The sequence below is a fragment of the Methylosinus sp. KRF6 genome, assembly GCF_018887255.1.
In the GTDB taxonomy this organism is placed as follows: Bacteria; Pseudomonadota; Alphaproteobacteria; order Rhizobiales; family Beijerinckiaceae; genus Methylosinus; species Methylosinus sporium.
Genome location: NZ_JAHLJF010000001.1, coordinates 1,703,517 through 1,719,956 on the forward strand (window position 1 = coordinate 1,703,517; position 16,440 = coordinate 1,719,956).

The window sequence follows — 16,440 nt, forward strand, 5'->3', positions numbered from 1 at the left end:
ATATCTGCAAATCGTCGCTTCATAGGCGACGCCTATAATCTCGTCAGGATGCCGCAGATACGTGGGAATGGCCGCAGCTGTGCAGAAACATATGCGTCGAATATATCGATACGAAAGACGATCGTTCGGGAAGCTCGCTGCGAGCCGGACGGCGCGTGGTCCAATCCCCGCCCCGGGCCGCGAGTCTTCTGGCTCTTTCTTTTCGGCCGATCGGCCGAAAAGCCGGACGCGCGTCGAAAAGGACGGCCGGGGCTGATTTAGGCCTTGCGCGGCGCAGCCTTCGGTCTCTATGGTCGTTATATATATAAGACGTATACATATCGTATGCGTCTTCCCCCTTCTCCGAAGGTCGAAAGGCCCCGTCCATGCCCTCGACGCGTCTTCTTTCTCGAGAGCGCTTCCTCTTCGCCCTGCTGGCGCTGCTCGCGCTCGCGACCGCCCCCGCGCGCGCGGAGACGCGCGAGATCACCGATATGGCCGGCCGCAAAGTCGTCATTCCGGCCGACCCTCGCCGCGTTTTCGGCGCGGCGCCGCCGGTCATGGCGACGCTCTACGCCATAGCGCCGGAACGGCTCATCGGCGTCAATGTGCCCATGCGCGGCGACGAGAAATCGCTCTATCGCAAGGAAGCGCTCGATCTGCCCGTGCTCGGCAGCAATGCGGGCATGGGGCGCCAGCTCAATCTCGAGGAGATCGCGGCGATGCGTCCCGATCTCGTCATCGCCTGGCTCGGCTTCTATCAGGAGAAGAGCCAGGTCGAGGCGAGCTTCGCCAAGATCAAAGTTCCGGTGATATTCCTGAAGCTCGATACGCTCGACGATTATGCGGAGGCCTTCGCCTTTCTCGGCCGCGTGTTCGGACGCGAGGCGCAGGCGAATGAGATGGCCGCCTATATTCGCGACGCGCTCGCCCGCGTGCGCAAGGCGACCGCCGATATTCCCCCGGCCGAGAAGCTGCGCGTCTATTACGCCGAATCCGCGGACGGGCTCGCGACCGATTGCGACAAGAGCTTCCATACCGAGCCGATCCTCATCGCCGGCGGCGACAATGTCTATCATTGCGAGCAGACCTCGCATGTCGGCATGGAGAAGATCAGCGTCGAGCAGATCGTCGCGCTGAAGCCCTCGCTGATATTGACGCAAAACAAGAGCTTCATCGCACTGGCCGAGGGCGGCGAGCTCTGGCGCAATGTGGAGGCGGTGAAGAACGGCCGCATCGTGAACGTCCCGCATTCGCCCTTCAATTGGCTGGACCGTCCGCCGAGCTATATGCGCGCGCTCGGCGTCCAATGGCTCGCCAATCTCTTCTATCCGACCCGCTTTCCGCTCGATCTGAAGGCCGAGACGAAGAAATTCTACCGGCTCTTCCTCGGCGTCGATATTTCCGACGCCGATTTCTCGCGCATAATGGAGTGAGCGGCGATCTCGATGCGCCTCGCTCTCCTCCCTTTCCTTCTGCTGGCGGTCGTTCTCATCGCTCTGTCGGTCGGGCGCTATCCGCTCGCGCCGAGCGATATTCTCGGCTTTCTCGGCGCCTGCCTCGGCCTCGTCGATCTGCCGCCCGAGCGCTTCGACCTCTTGCGCAATCTGATCGTCGAGATTCGCCTGCCGCGCGTGCTGGCGGCGGGGCTCATCGGCGCGGCGCTGTCGAGCTCGGGCGCGTCCTTTCAGGCGGTGTTTCGCAATCCGCTGGTCTCGCCGGGCATTCTGGGCGTGCTCGGCGGGGCCGGCTTCGGCGCGGCGCTCGGCATTCTGCTCTCGGGCGATAGTCTCACCGTGCAAATCTCCGCCTTCGTCATGGGGCTCGTCGCGGTCGGCCTCGGCGTCCTCATCTCCAATCTCTTCGGCTCCGCCTCCATGGTCACTCTGGTGCTCGGCGGCATGATCTCCGGGGCCCTGTTCACCTCGGCGCTGTCGCTCGTCAAATATGCCGCCGATCCCTACGACCAGCTTCCCGCCATCGTCTATTGGATGATGGGCGGCCTCGGCGCCGTCGATCTGAAACAGCTGAAGGGCGCGGCGCCGGCGATCCTCTTGGGCGTCGGCGCGCTGACGCTGGCCGGCCGGGCGCTGGACGCGCTCTCCATGGGCGACGACGAGGCGCGCTCGCTCGGCGTGCCGGTTCATGTGACGCGCTATGGCGTCATCGCCGCGGCGACTCTGGCCTCCTCGCTGTCCGTCTCGCTCGCCGGCATGATCGGCTGGGTGGGGCTGGTCGTGCCGCATGTCGCGCGGCTCGCCATAGGGCCGACCAACAGCCGGCTGCTGCCGGCCAGCGCTCTGCTCGGCGCGGCCTTTCTGATCGCCGCCGATTGCGTCGCGCGCAATATCACCCGCGCGGAGATTCCGATCGGCGTCGTCACCGAACTGCTCGGCATTCCGGCCTTCATCCTCGTCCTCGGCCGGGCGCGGAGGGCCTGGGCGTGAGGCGGGCGGCGGTCGAGCGCCGGAGAGGAAGCAAGCCGTGAGAGAACCCTCTCCTCGATCGCAGCTCCAGGGCCTCGATCTGCATTTTGCGCGCGGAAAGCGGAGCGTGCTGGAGGGGGCGACGCTGGGTTTCGGCGCCGGGGAGATTCTCGCTCTGCTCGGCGCCAATGGCGCGGGCAAGAGCACGCTCTTCCGCCTGCTGCTCGGCTTTCTCTCGGCGAGCCGCGGCGAGGTTCGGCTCGACGGCGCGCCGCTCTCCTCCTTCTCACGGCGCGAGATCGCGCAGCGCGTCGCCTATGTGCCGCAAGGCCATGTCACGCCTTTTCCCTATACGGTGCGCGAGGTGGTCATGCTCGGCCGCCTGCCGGAGACCGGGCTCTTGCGCGCGCCCCGCGCGGAAGATCGCGAGATCGTCGAATCCATCATCGCGCGGCTCGGCATAGAGCGGCTGATCGACCGGCCCTATACGGAGATTTCCGGCGGCGAACGGCAGCTCACGCTCATTGCCCGCGCTTTGGCGCAAGGCGCGCGCCTTCTGGTAATGGACGAGCCCGCGACGGGCCTCGACTATGGCTATCAGCTGCGGCTGATGCGGCATTTGTCGGCGCTCGCCGCCGACGGCCACGGCGTGCTGGTCAGCACGCATCATCCCGAACATGCGATGCAGATCGCGACGCGCATCGCTATTCTACACGAAGGCCGCATAGAGGCCGACGGCCCGCCGCAGCAAGTGGTGACGGCGGAGCGGATGCGGCGCCTCTATGGCGTCGAAGTGGCGGTTTTCGACGATCCTTTCGGCGCGCGGCGTCTCGCGCCAATCGTCGAGCGCCGAGAAGGAGCGCCGAGATGAAGCTCTATATGGGTTTCGACGACACCGACGTCGCCGGAGCCGAAATCGGCACCGGGCGGCTGGTGCGGATGTTCGAGCGCAAGCTTCCCGACGGCGCGCGGCTCTGGGGCGCGCTACGGCATCAATTGCTCATCGATCCGCGCATTCCCTTCACCTCGCACAACAGCCCGGCCTGCGCCGTGGTGGAGATCGACGATGAAGCGCTGATTCCCGCGCTCACCGCGCGCGCGATCGCGCATATCGCCGAGCTCGCCAGCGACGGCTCCGACCCCGGCCTCTGCGTCGCGCGGGAGAGCGACGATCTTTCCGAAATCGTCGAATTCGGCCTCTCCTGCACGCATGAGATCGAGACGCAGGATCATGCGCGAGCGGTCGCCGCGCGCGCTGGCGTCACGCTGCTCGGCCTCGGCGGAACCAATGACGGAATCATCGGCGCATTGGCGGCGGTCGGGCTCTCCGCCTATGGCTGGTCCGGCCGTTTTCTCGAATATGGAAGGCTGCGCCGCCTGCCCGATCCGATCTCGGTCGCCGCTCTGGCGGAGGCAGGCATAGAGGCGGTCGCGATCGACAAAAAGGCGCAGGCGCTCGACCCACGAGCGCTGATCCATACGGGCGGCTGGCTGTCGCCGCGGCTGTGGGGCGGGCGCGCCGTCGCGCCGATCGAGGAGAAGGAGGACGGCCGCCTGATCGCCCTCGGCAAGCGCCCGCGCGATGCGGAGGTCGCCGACTGATGCGCATTCTCATCGGCATGGACGACACCGACGGCGCCGGCTGGGCGGCGAGCACGGCGCGGCTGGCGCGCGAATTCGGCGACACGCTGGACGGCGAGGCGCGCTTCATCGGTTCGGTCGGCCATATTCTCTTTGCCGGCGTCGCGGCGACGACCAACAACAAAGCCTCCTGCCTCGTCGTCGAAAGCGAGCGCGCTGATGCGCGCGACTTTCTCCTCGCGCGCGCCGCCGCCTATGTCGAAACACACGCCGCCCCTTCCAGCGCCCCCGGAATCCTCGTCGCCGCCGGCGGGGAGGCCGAAAGCCTCGCGGCCTTCGGCTGCGAGGCGAGCCGGCGTGAAGTTCGTTTCGACGAGCTGGAGCCCCTGCTCGCAGATATGCGGGCCACGGGCTCGCGCACACGCCGCGGCCTCATCGGCGCCGCGGCGGCCGTCGGATTGACAGCGCGCGGATGGTCCGGGCGCTGGCTGGAATTCGCCGGCGGGCTGCGCGGCGTCGAACGCGCCGTGCAAGTGCGAGAACTGAAAGCGATGGGCGTGATTCCCGTCTCGCTGGAGACGGACGCCGAGGCGCCGGCGCCGCAGGATTGGGTCGACACCCATGGTCGCCTGCGGCCGCAGCTCGCGGCGGGGCGCGCCGTGCTGCCCTTGCGCCGCATCGGCGATGGACAATGGGAGTCCATCGGCGTCGAGACGCCGAAAAAATCTCGATGATCGCAAATACGACAAGCAGTCTATATCACGCATGGTGACGCAATATGCGTCTATCTGCCAATAGATTAGACTTGCCGCCACGAGCGCATCTGATTACGTAATCGTCTTACATCACAAATCGAGCGGCGGACGAGCGGCGCGTCGGCCCGGGGCGGTGAAAGGCTGACGGCAATGACGATGTGCGTGCGCGAGAAACGCGGCTTCTCCTTTCTTCTCGGCGGCGCGTCTTTCGCCGCGCTGCTCGGCGCCCTCGACAGCGCGAGCGCCGAACCCTTCACGCTGCTGCCGGACATTTCGATCGGCGCGGCGACCGCCCCCGCGCCGAAGAAAAAGCCCGAGCCCGGCGTCATCGGCTCGGACTCCGTTTCGTCCACCGCCTATGCCGCGGATGCGCGCGGGCTCGATCTCGCCAGCGGCGGCGGCGGCTCCAACCCGATCCGCGGCATCTCCTGGCTGCCCTCCGTCGACGCGCCGGCCATCGATCCTTACGGCCTCGCCAATCTTCCCGGCGGCAATAAGGGCATTCGCATTCGCGGCGAGGTCAGCCAGCACGGCAACAGCATCGGCACAGTGGAGGGCTTGCCGCTCTCCGGCATAAATCCCGGGCCCGGCGTCACCTGGCTCATCGACAATGAGAATCTGAGCAAGATCGTGCTGCGGCAGGGTCCCATGCCCTCCGATGTGAACTCTTATTTCACCGCCGGCGGCAGTTTCGACAGCCGCCTGCGCTGGCCGGCGGAGAAATTCGGCGGCGAGATTTCGCAGAGCGTCGGTTCCTTCTCCTTCCTGCGCACTTTCGCCCGCATCGACTCGGGCGAGATTTTGAACGGCACGACCAAGCTCTTCGTCTCCGGCTCCTTCACCGACGCCGACAAATGGCGCGGCTCGGGCAAGGACCCGCAGGGCAAATCCGGCTTTGCGGTCGGCATAGACGCCAAGCCCGTCGATGGGCTGGAGGCGAAATTCTTCGTCGCCAAGAGCAGCTTCGACCAGCACAGCTATCAGGGACTGAATTATCAGCAGGCGAGCAATCTCGGCGCCTTCCGCCGCTATGATTTCGCCGCCTATCCAGGCCCGACGACGGCCAGCCAAATCAATTACTACGGCTATAATCTCCAGCATTTCGACTCTTGGACCGCATTCGGCGATATCGCCATAGAAGTCGACAAGACGACGCGCTTCGTCTTCAAGCCCTATTATTTCCGCGAGGACGGCTATTATCTCGATGGCCAGAACAATGGCCGCATCCGCAAATGGATCATCGACCACGACATGTGGGGCGTGGTGAGCGAATTGCAGACCCGCGTGCTGGATACGGACGCCAAGCTCGGCTTCTGGCATGGCGTGCAAAATCCCCCCGGACCGCCGACGGCCTGGGAAGTCTTCGCCCCCAATGCGGGCGGCGGCCTCATCAATCCGAGCTGGGCGATCCTCGGCAAGCAGACCGCGCCGCATGTGTTCGATTCCGCCTATGGAATCGCGAGCCGCGACTTCGGTCCGCTGCATGTGGAGGCGGGCGCGCGCTATATTTGGGAACGCATGGCGGGCATAGACGCCTATAATTCGACCGGCATAGGCGATGTCCCCTATGACACGGCGCTGGCGCTCTCCTCCGGCGTCATCGCCAATCGCAGCGTCAAGCCCTTCACTATCGGCACTTTTCTGCCCTTCGGCGCGCTCACCTATCGGCTGACCGACGATCTATTGCTGAAATTCAGCGGCGGCGGCGGCTATGGCGGACCGGGCTATGACGCCTGGCCGGTGTTCCAGCAGAATTCGGCGACCTTCCTCGCCAAGGGAATCACCGCCGATCAATTCTGGCATTCGATGAAGCCGGAGACCTCGACGCAGCTCGACCTCGGCCTGCGCTGGTCCTTCGACGGCGCCTATGGCTCGGGCTATGTGGAGCCGACGATCTATTACTCCCGCAATCACAACAAGCTCGTCTCTTACGATCCCGGCATCGGCACGCAATATGGCTCCAATGTCGGCGAGAGCCAGAATTACGGCGCGCAGGCCGTCGTCCATTATTCCCCGCTCGAGAGCGTCTCGCTCTTCGCTTCGCTCGGCTATCAGCGCGCCGAATTCGTCGAAGACCTGCCGCTGCTGCCCGGCGCCTCCGCGGCCAATTATTGGTCGACGCGGGTGAAGGGCAAGCAATTGCCGGACGTGCCCTATTTCATCTCGACGATCGGCGGCGATCTGCGCATAGAGGAATTCACCGTCACGCCGATCCTGCATATCGTCGGCTCGCGCGCCGGCGACACATCGGGATATCAGCCGCTCGCCGGCTATTCCACCTTCGATCTCACCGTGAAATACGAGCACGAGATCGACTGGGGAACGATCACCGCCAGCGTCACCTGCATGAATATGTTCGACACCGCCTATATCGGCCAGATCAGCAGCGGCTATTATCAGCAGACCTCCGCCAACGGCATTTATTATCCGGGCGCGCCGCGCACCGTGCTCGCCAAGGTCGGCTTCAAATTCTGAGATGCGCGAGGAGGCGCATTAAGACAGGCTTAACCATAGGTTGTATCGTTAAGCTTAACGCGATGGACCGCTTGCAAAGCTCCGCTTATGGTGCGGCAATCCTCGGTTCGGGTCGTTGGCGAAGTGAAATATGTGAAGCGTTTTCTGGGCGTGACGGCGCTCCTGGCTTTGAGCGCCCCGCAGGCGGCCTCGCCCGCCCGCGCATTCGATTTTTTCGGCCTCTTCGGCGCCGCCGAGGAGACGTCGGAGCCGAGCCGCGACGCGCTGCCCTATAAAATCGAATTCGCTGGCCTCGATGAGGCCGAGGGCCTCGCGCGCAATCTGCAGGACGTCTCCAGCACATGGCGGCTGCGGCTGCAGGCTCCGCCCACGGGGGCCGGCGTCGCGCGGCGCGTCGTCGCCGATTTCCCGCGCCTCGCCGAGGCGCTGTGGGCGAGCGGCTATTATGACGCGGAGATAAGGGCGACGGTCGCCGGCGTCCCGGTGCAGCCGGACGGGCATGGCGCCGACGCCGCCGCCGCAGCGGCCGAGCGGCTGCGCGGCCAAGCGCTCGCGCCGATCCGCATAGAGATCGTCTCCGGCCCACTCTTCCGCCTGCGCAATGTCGCGCTTTTTGACGCCCGCAGCGGCAAGCCGCTCGACGAAGCGCTGCTCTCCAAAAAATCGCTGGAGCGCAACAAGGACGAGCCGGCGCGCGCCGCCGCCCTGCAATCCATGCAGGCGGCCTGGATCGACGCGCTGCGCGCCAATTCCTATCCGCTCGCCAAAGTGACGACCGCGAAGCCGACGATCATCCATCCCGAGAAGGCGATGGATGTGGTGGTGACGATCGACCCCGGCCCGCGCGCCGGCATTGGCGAGGTGAGGACCAGCGGCTCGCCGGGCATAGACGATGAGGTCATTCGCTCCTACATCTATCTCGAGCAGGGCGAGCCCTATAGTCCGAAGAAGCTCGCCGAGCTGCGCAAATCCATCGGCCGCCTCGAGGCGGTCGGCTCCGTGAAGGCGGAGGATGGCGAGAAGCTCGACGCCAATGGCAATCTGCCGATCTTCGTGCAGACCGCCGAGCGCAAGCGCCATGCGGTGGGCGCCGACGCCTTCTTCTCCAATGTCGACGGGCCGGGCCTGCGCGCCTATTGGACCGATCGCAATCTCTTCGGCGGCGCCGAGCGGCTGCGCTTCGATGTCGAAGGCGGCCTCGCGCCCTTCGGCGGCGCGGCGAGCTACAAGGGCCTCTCCTCTATCCGCCTGAGAGACGTCATCGGCCGCGCCAAGGCGAGCTTCGTGAAGCCTGCTCTGTTCGGATCGCGCGACGATCTGCTGCTCGATTTGAGCTTCGTGCGCGAGAGGACCGACTATTATGGGGCAGCGTTCGGAAACGCCACGGCGGCGATCCGCCATCGCTTCAGCGATACGGCGTCCGTGCAGGCGGGGCTCGAGTTCGAGCGCGGGCATACGTTCGACGCCTTCGGCCCGCACGACTATTCGCTGCTCGGCTTTCCGCTTTCGGCCAATTACGACGGAACCGACGATCTTCTCGCGCCCACCAATGGCTTTCGCGCCATCGCCAATGTCACGCCCTATGTGAAGGCTTTCGGCGACAGCGTCGGCATGGTGCAATCGAAGACGCAGATCTCCGGCTATCAGGCGCTGGACGAGGACGGCTGGTATGTGCTCGCCGGCCGCGTGGCGGCGGGCTCCATCGTCGGCGCGAGCATAGAGGATATTCCGGCGAGCCATCGCTTCTTCGCCGGCGGCGGCGGCTCGGTGCGCGGCTATCGCTATCGCTCGCTGAGCCCGGACGCCGGCCTCGGCTTTCCCGTCGGCGGACGCAGCCTGCTCGAAGGCTCGGCCGAGGCGCGCATAAAGGTCACGCGCGACATTGGGATCGTGCCCTTCTACGATATCGGCTCCGCCTTTTCGTCGCCGTTCCCCGACTTCCAATCGTCCATGCGCTCCTCCGTCGGCATAGGCCTGCGCTATTACACCGGCATCGGCCCCGTGCGCCTCGATCTCGCGACGCCGCTCGGCCGGCGTCCCGGCGAGAATAAATTCGCGATCTTCATCGGCGTCGGGGAGTCGTTCTGATGCGCTTTCGCCGCATTCTCGCCTATGGATTCGGCGCTCTGGCGCTGCTCGCCGTCGCCGGAACGCTCGCGCTGCGTATGCAGACGCGCGAGGGCAAGAGCTTCCTCGCCGATCTCGTCTCGCGCGCCGCCTCCTCGCCCGATATGAAGGTCGACATAGGCGCTTTCGAGGACCCGCTGTCGGCGCATCCGCTGCTGCGCGATATTTCCATCGCCGATAGAGACGGCTCCTATCTGAAGATCGACCAGATCGCGCTGGACTGGTCGCCTTCCGCGCTCTTCTCGCTGCGCCTGGATATAGAGAAGCTCGCCATCGGCGCGATCGACATCGCCCGCCTGCCAGCGCCCGCACAGGCTACGACGACGAAGCCGAAAAGCGGCGGCGGCTTCGCGCTCCCCGATCTCCCCATTCGCATCCGCCTCGGCCGGCTGGCGCTGGAAACGCTGTCGCTCGGCGCGCCCGTTCTCGGAACCGCGGCGCAATTCACCGCGACCGGCGAGGCGGCGCTCGACAAAGGCGCGCATGTTTCGCTCGACATTCGCCGGCTCGACGCGCCAGGCGCCATTACGGCGAAAGCCGATGTCGCGGCGGGCGGCCAAAAGATCGCGCTCGCCCTCACGGCGCAGGAGCCCGAGGGCGGCGCCATCGCCCGCCTCGCGGCGCTGCCCGGCCTGCCGCCCGTCGATATTTCGCTGACCGGCGAAGGAACGCTCGACGATTTCGCCGCGCATCTCGCCGCCGAGGCCGGAGAGACGATCGGCGCCGAAGGCGTGGCGCGCGTCACGCGCAAGGATGCGGCGCGGCGGCTCGATTTCGATTTGGGCGTCCGCCTCGCCCCACTGCTGCCGCCTGCCGCCGCTCCGCTGCTCGACGGAATGACGCAGCTCGCCGGCGCCGCGACTTTGCACGACGATGGCGCGCTCGAGGGCAATGTCGCCATTCGCAGCCGCTCCGACGATACGCCGCGGCCGCTCGATCTCGCCATTGCGCTGAAGGGCGTGCCAAAGGATGAGCGCATCAGCGCGACGCTGAGCGGAACGCTCGCCGCCCCGGCGCTCTCCGCGCCCGCGCTCGAGAAGCTGCTCGGCGAGCGCCTCACGCTCGGCGGCGCGGTCGCCTCGCTGCCCGGCGGCGGTTTGCGCTTCGACGGACTCGAATTGCGCGGCGCGCATCTCTCCGCGAAGATCGACGGCGCGGCGATGCGCGAGGCGCTCGATGTCGGCGCAAAGGTCTCGATCGCCGATCTGAAGCCCGCCGATCCCCGCCTTGCCGGCCGCGCGGAAATCTCGGTGAAGGCGACCGGCTCCGCCGACAAGCCCAACGCCGATTTCGAGGCGCTGCTCGAAGGCGCGCTCGACGGCCATGCGATTCAAAAGCTCGCGCTGCATGGCGCCGCGCGCGATCTCACCGGCGCGCTCGCCGCGACCGCGACGCTGGACGGCGCCATAGACGGCAGCCCTGCGCGCGGCAGACTGAATGCGCGCAAGGACGCCGGCTGGACGATCGACAATCTCGATCTTTCCGTCGGCCGCGCGGCGCTCCACGGCGCGCTCACGCTCGACGCGCAAAGCCTCGCCAGCGGGCGCCTCTCTCTCGCCGCGCCCGATCTCGACGATCTCTCGGCGCTCGCTCTGCGCAAGCTCTCCGGCGCGCTGAAGGCCGATATCATCCTCGACGCGGCGCAAGGCGCGCAGAACATATCGATCGACGCGCAGGGCGCGCGCATCCGCGCCGCCGACACGACAATCGAGAAGCTCAGCGCCAAGCTCTCCGGCCATGATCTCCTGCGCCGCCCCGCGCTCGACGGAAACATCGCCGTGGACGCGCTCCATGTCGGCGGCAAGACCATTTCCAAAGCGCGCCTCACCGCGACGCCCGCCGGCGCCGCCACGGCGCTCGATCTCGCCGTAGATGCGGAAGGCTTCGCCATAGCGGGCCGCGCCGCGCTGACGCCGGGCGAAAAGACGCGGCTAGACATTCAATCGCTGTCGGCGCAACGCGCCGGCAAGCGCATCGCCCTCGCGGCGCCGGCGAGCGTCTCGCTCGGCGGCGGCGCGGTGGAGCTGAAAGGCGTCGCGCTCGCGCTCGGCGCCGGCCGTCTCGACATTGACGGAACCATCGGCGAGCGTCTCGATCTCACCGCGCGCGCGCGGAGCGTTCCGCTCTCCATCGCCGCAATCGCCGACGCCAGCCTCGCGCTCGAGGGCGCGTTGGACGCCGAGGCGCGCATCACCGGCGACAAGAAATCGCCGAGCGGCGATTGGAAGATAAAGATCGCCAAGCTCTCCGCGCCGCAATTGCGCAGCAATGGCCTGCCGCCGCTGAACATAGACGCGCGTGGCGCGCTCGCCGGCGCGCGCACCAGCCTCGACGCGACGATCGCGCTCGGCGCCGGCGGGTGCTTCGCCATCACCGGCTCGGCGCCGATCGACGCCGCCGGCGCGCTCGATCTGAAAGTGAAGGGGGAGGCGGACGCCAAGCTCGCCGACACGGCGCTCTCCGTTAATGGCCAGAGCCTGCGCGGCAAGGCCAATGTCGATCTGCGCATCGCCGGCTCCGTCTCAGCGCCTGCGATCGAAGGCGGCGTCACGCTGGCCAATGGCTCCTTCGCCGATCCGCTGAACGGCGTCTATCTCGACCACATAGACGCGAGGCTCGACGGACATGGACGCGAGATCGCCATCACACGACTCACCGCGCTCACCAAGAATGGCGGGCAGATCGCCGCGACCGGCCGTATCGCCGTCGAGCCGCAGGCGGGAATGCCCGGCGCCATTCGCATCAAGGCCAAGAATGCGCAGCTCGTCAGCAGCGATCTCGTCTCCGCCACGGCCGATCTCGATCTCGCCATAGGCGGTCCGCTCGCACGTTCGCCGAAAGTCTCCGGCCGCGTGACGCTGACGACGATGGAGGTCAACGTCCCCGATCGCCTGCCGGCCTCCTTTCAGGCGCCGCGCGGCGCGGTGCATATTTCGCCACGCGCTTTCGCCAAGGAGATGCTGGCGCTGGAAGCCAAGGAGAAAGCGCGCGCGGCAAAACACTCGCCTTTCGACGCGACGATCGACCTCACGCTCGCCGCGCCCAATCGCATCTTCGTGCGCGGACGCGGCATAGACGCCGAATTCGGCGGCGAGCTGAAACTGAACGGCACGATCCAAAAGCCCGCCGTCAATGGCGCTTTCGAACTGCGCCGCGGCAAGCTGCAATTGCTGACCCAGCGTATCGATCTCACGCGCGGTAAATTGAGTTTCGCGGGCGGCCTCGTCCCGCAGCTCGATTTTGCCGCCGAGACGACGGCGAGCGACGTCACCGCCAAGATCACAGTGTCCGGCCCCGCCTCGCTGCCGAATTTCTCCTTCTCGTCCTCGCCGGAGCTGCCGCAGGACGAGGTTCTCTCGCGCCTGCTCTTCGCCAAGGCGTCGGGCTCGCTCTCGGCCTTTCAGGCGATGCAGCTCGCCACCGCCCTGGCGCAATTCTCCGGCGCCGGAACCGGCGTCGACGCCTTCGAGAAAATGCGCAAGGCGCTCGGCGTCGATTCGCTCGATCTCGAGGCCGGCGGCTCCAGCGGGCCGACGGTCGGCGCCTCGCGCTATATTTCCGACAATATCAGCGTCGGCGTGCGCACGGGCGCCAAGCCCGAGCAGACCGCCGTCAGCGTCGGCGTGGACGTCACCAAGAATGTCCGCGTGAAGGGCGAGACCAAGGTCGACGGCAAATCCTCGCTCGGCGTCGGCGTCGAATGGGAATATTGACGAGCGAACGCCTCGCCGAAGCGCGACGACGATCCGGATTTTTCTGGAATCGCCAAAAACTCGTTCTATATCGAGGGCGAGGCGCGGCGCGCCCATCCGTTCGTCGGCGCCGCGGGCGTGACCATATTGTCGAAGCGAGGAGGCCGGCGCGCCGATGGCGGGAGAGAATGTCTTGATCTATCGCCCCTGGCTTTCCATCCCGCGCGCTTGCGGCCTCGCGGCCGTGGTTCTCGCTCTGGCGCTCGATCAGGCGCATAAATTCTGGATGCTGCATGTCTTCGACATCGGCCTGCGCCAGCCGATCCACGTCACCTCCTTTCTCGATCTGGTGCTGTCGTGGAATTTCGGCGTCTCCTATTCGCTGCTCTCCTCGCAGACGGAGCCGACGCGGGCGCTGCTCATCGCCTTTCAATTGTCGATCGTCGCCTGTCTCGCCTATTGGCTGTGGCGGGCGCCGCGGCGGCTGACGGCGGCGGCGCTCGGCCTCGTCGTCGGCGGGGCGCTCGGCAATGTCGCGGATCGGCTGACGCGCGGCGCGGTGGCCGATTTCTTCTTCTTTCACACGGCCTTGCCGGTGGGGCCGCTGGCCAATTACGTCTTCAATGTCGCCGATGCGGCGATTTTTATCGGGGTGCTGCTGCTGTTGCTCGAGAGCCTTCGCGCCGATGCGGCGCGGCCCACCCCGATCGCTGGTTGATCCGCAGCGACGATTTCGGCTGGCCCGGAGGCGCGCGCGCCTCTAAAATGCCGTTAAGCGGGCCGTAACAATGCGGCTCTTTCAGAATCGCGCGCGCTTCGTCCCGGGGCGCGCACAAGGGAGGAGTTCTGGGCGATGAAACGGGCGACAGCCTCTCTGCGTCGGGCGCCGACATGCGTCGGTCTCACGCTCGTCCTTCTCGGGGGAGCGGGGGTCGCGCCGGCCGCGGCCTATGACGACAAATCGACGGTCACTTCGGTGCTGGGCTTCATCGGCGTCTATTCCGACGATGAGGAAAATCAGAAGATCGTCTTCCGCGAGCATCCCAAGATCGTCGTCCCGCCCAATCGACAAGCCCTTCCCTCGCCGCAGGCGGAGACCGCGCGGCCCGCCTCCTGGCCGGTGGACCAGGAGATCGCCCGCCGCAAAGGCTCCCAGGCGCCGACGCGCCAGCCGGGGCTCAATGAAAATCCCAATGTCGCCGGCTCCAAGAATGGCGAGCATGACGGGCCGCGCAAATGTCTCGTCGCGGCGGCGGACGGCCATTGCACCATCGCCACCGACGCCGATGAGCCCGGCGCCGCCAGCGCGGCCAAGACCCGCGGCGCGGGAGAGAGCTCGACCCGCTCCTATCTGACCGAGCCGCCGCAGGCCTATCGCCAGAAGGTCGCGGGCGGCAAGGGCGCCAAGGAACAGGAAGAAAAGCCGGGCTGGACCAATCCGATCGGCATGATCGGCAGCCTTTTCGGCGGCTCCTGAGCCGCCGATCTCGCGCCCCGCCGCTCAGCCGCCGCTCAGCACGATGCGGCGATGCGTCGGCTGCAGCGGGCGGGCGTTCATCGGGAATAGCGCCTCGAGGGCGTCTATATTCGGCTTCGCCACTGCCGCCGGCTCGGCGAAGACCTTCCAATGCCCCACTTCCGAACAGGCAGCGTCGTCAGCGAGCCCTCATAGCGGAAGAATTTCTCTCCCATGGGCAGCAGAACCGAGGCGTCGAGCGGCGCCTTCGGCGCAGCCCTGCCCTCCTCCTTCGCCATCAGCGCCGAAAACGCCTTGTTCGACGTCGCTGGATAATGAGGGTCACAGCCGCGGCGACGCTGGCGCGCCCGGTTTCCGCCCGGCGCCTGACAGGCCTCGCATTCGAGCTTATATAGGTCGAATGCTTCCGTCGAAGCGTCCGAACGAACGCGACCCGAACTGGCGCCGAATTCTCTTGGCCGGCGCGCGCCCGGGCGCCGGACGCAGTCGAACGCGCTATAGCGAGGACAAATTATCATGCCGATGACACAGCCGGGGGCCGAGGCGATCGCGGCCGATCATGCCGCCAGCTCCGCCGCCGCCAAAACCGACGCCGCGCGCGCCGGGACCGCCAAAAGCGAGAGCGCCGCCGCCGGAGTGGTCCATTCGCGCCTCGCCAATGGGATGGAGATCGTCGTCATCGCCGACCGCCGCGCGCCGGTCGTCACCCATATGGTCTGGTATCGCAACGGCTCCGCCGACGATCCGCGCGGCAAGTCGGGAATCGCGCATTTTCTCGAGCATCTGATGTTCAAGGGCACACATGCGCATCCGCAGGGCGAATTCTCCAATCTCGTCTCCGACCTCGGCGGCCAGGAGAACGCCTTCACCAGCTATGACTACACGGCCTATTTCCAGCGCATCGGCAAGGAGCATCTCGGCACGCTGATGGAATTCGAGGCCGATCGCATGACCAATCTCGTGCTCTCCGACGAGGTGGTGGGGCCAGAGCGCGAGGTGGTGCTCGAGGAGCGCCGTATGCGCACCGAGAACGATCCCTCCGCCCAGCTCGACGAGGCGGTGCAGGCGGCGCTGTTCCCGCATCACCCCTATGGCACGCCGATCATCGGCTGGGGCCATGAGATCGAGACGCTCGGACGCGAGGATGCGCTGCATTATTACCATCGCTTCTACACGCCCGAGAACGCCATACTCATCGTCGCCGGCGACGTCGACTTCGAGACGGTGCGCGCGCTCGCCGAGAGAACCTATGGCCACATCCCCGCGCGCGACGATGCGCCGAGCCGCAAGCGCCCGCGCGAGCCGGAGCCCCGCGCCCATCGCCTGGTGACGCTCGCCGACGAGAAGGTCGAGCAGCCCACGCACGAGCGCGTCTTCCTCGTGCCCTCCTACACGACCGGCGCGCCCGGCGAGGCGGAGACGCTGGAAGTTCTCGCCCATGTGCTGGGCGGCGGGCCGTCGAGCGTGCTCTATGATTCGCTGGTCGTGGAGCAGAAGCTCGCCGTCAACGCCGGCGCCTATTACATGGGCTCGGCTTTGGACGACACGCGCTTCTGGGTCTTCGCGACGCCGGCGCCGGGCGTCTCGCTGCAGCGGCTGGACGACGCGATAGAGGCGACGCTCGATAAATTCGCCGCCGCCGAAATCGCCGAGGCCGATCTGAAGCGCGCCAAGAATCGCCTCGTCGCCGACGCGGTCTATGCGCAGGACAGCCAGGTCTCGCTCGCCCGCTGGTATGGCGAATCGCTCGCCACCGGCCTCGCGGTGGAAGACGTCGCCGCCTGGCCGGACCGCATCGACGCCGTCTCCGCCGCGGACATCGCCGCCGCAGCCCGCAAATGGCTGCAGAAGCGCCGGGCCGTCACCGGCTTCCTCGAATCCGAGGGCGAGGACGAAGACGCCGAGCTCGCCGCCTGACATCGGAGCCA

The 16,440-nt window shown here is 66.6% G+C and carries 11 protein-coding genes; all 11 read left to right on the top strand.

The annotated features are described in order from the left end of the window. Positions 1-365 precede the first annotated feature (365 nt). The 11 genes from KP010_RS08185 to KP010_RS08235 all read left to right on the top strand — a co-directional run bounded on the left by KP010_RS08185 (position 366) and on the right by KP010_RS08235 (position 16,429). Positions 366-1,415, top strand: a complete 1,050-nt coding sequence (locus KP010_RS08185; RefSeq protein WP_142863346.1) for an ABC transporter substrate-binding protein — start codon at positions 366-368, stop codon at positions 1,413-1,415. 12 nt (positions 1,416-1,427) lie between these two features. Further along, positions 1,428-2,426 (top strand): iron ABC transporter permease, encoded by a 999-nt coding sequence (locus KP010_RS08190; RefSeq protein WP_142863345.1) that lies wholly within the window; start codon positions 1,428-1,430, stop codon positions 2,424-2,426. Positions 2,427-2,463: 37 nt separating this feature from the next. Then, the gene (locus tag KP010_RS08195) at positions 2,464-3,276 is read left to right on the top strand and encodes an ABC transporter ATP-binding protein (RefSeq protein WP_142863344.1); all 813 of its coding nucleotides are present in this window, start codon (positions 2,464-2,466) and stop codon (positions 3,274-3,276) included. After that, positions 3,273-4,007 carry a hypothetical protein gene (locus KP010_RS08200; RefSeq protein WP_142863343.1) on the top strand — a complete coding sequence of 245 codons (735 nt, stop codon included), beginning with the start codon at positions 3,273-3,275 and terminating at the stop codon, positions 4,005-4,007. Before KP010_RS08195 ends, KP010_RS08200 begins: the two co-directional genes overlap by 4 nt. Then, positions 4,007-4,720: a hypothetical protein gene (locus tag KP010_RS08205; protein WP_142863342.1), complete on the top strand. Its 714-nt coding sequence runs from the start codon at positions 4,007-4,009 to the stop codon at positions 4,718-4,720. The genes KP010_RS08200 and KP010_RS08205 overlap by 1 nt, the downstream gene beginning before the upstream one ends. A 171-nt stretch (positions 4,721-4,891) precedes the next feature. After that, positions 4,892-7,216 carry a TonB-dependent receptor gene (locus tag KP010_RS08210; protein WP_142863341.1) on the top strand — a complete coding sequence of 775 codons (2,325 nt, stop codon included), beginning with the start codon at positions 4,892-4,894 and terminating at the stop codon, positions 7,214-7,216. 132 nt (positions 7,217-7,348) lie between these two features. Then, positions 7,349-9,304 (top strand): autotransporter assembly complex family protein, encoded by a 1,956-nt coding sequence (locus tag KP010_RS08215; RefSeq protein WP_246659886.1) that lies wholly within the window; start codon positions 7,349-7,351, stop codon positions 9,302-9,304. Beyond that, a complete protein-coding gene (locus KP010_RS08220; protein WP_142863339.1) occupies positions 9,304-13,056 on the top strand; it encodes a translocation/assembly module TamB domain-containing protein in 3,753 nt (1,250 codons plus the stop codon). Before KP010_RS08215 ends, KP010_RS08220 begins: the two co-directional genes overlap by 1 nt. 154 nt (positions 13,057-13,210) lie before the next feature. Next, positions 13,211-13,753: a signal peptidase II gene (gene lspA / locus KP010_RS08225; protein WP_244594545.1), complete on the top strand. Its 543-nt coding sequence runs from the start codon at positions 13,211-13,213 to the stop codon at positions 13,751-13,753. A 135-nt stretch (positions 13,754-13,888) separates the two neighbouring features. Further along, positions 13,889-14,512 (top strand): hypothetical protein, encoded by a 624-nt coding sequence (locus KP010_RS08230; RefSeq protein ID WP_216280730.1) that lies wholly within the window; start codon positions 13,889-13,891, stop codon positions 14,510-14,512. 516 nt (positions 14,513-15,028) lie between these two features. Beyond that, positions 15,029-16,429, top strand: a complete 1,401-nt coding sequence (locus KP010_RS08235; RefSeq protein WP_142863337.1) for a pitrilysin family protein — start codon at positions 15,029-15,031, stop codon at positions 16,427-16,429. Positions 16,430-16,440: the final 11 nt, after the last annotated feature.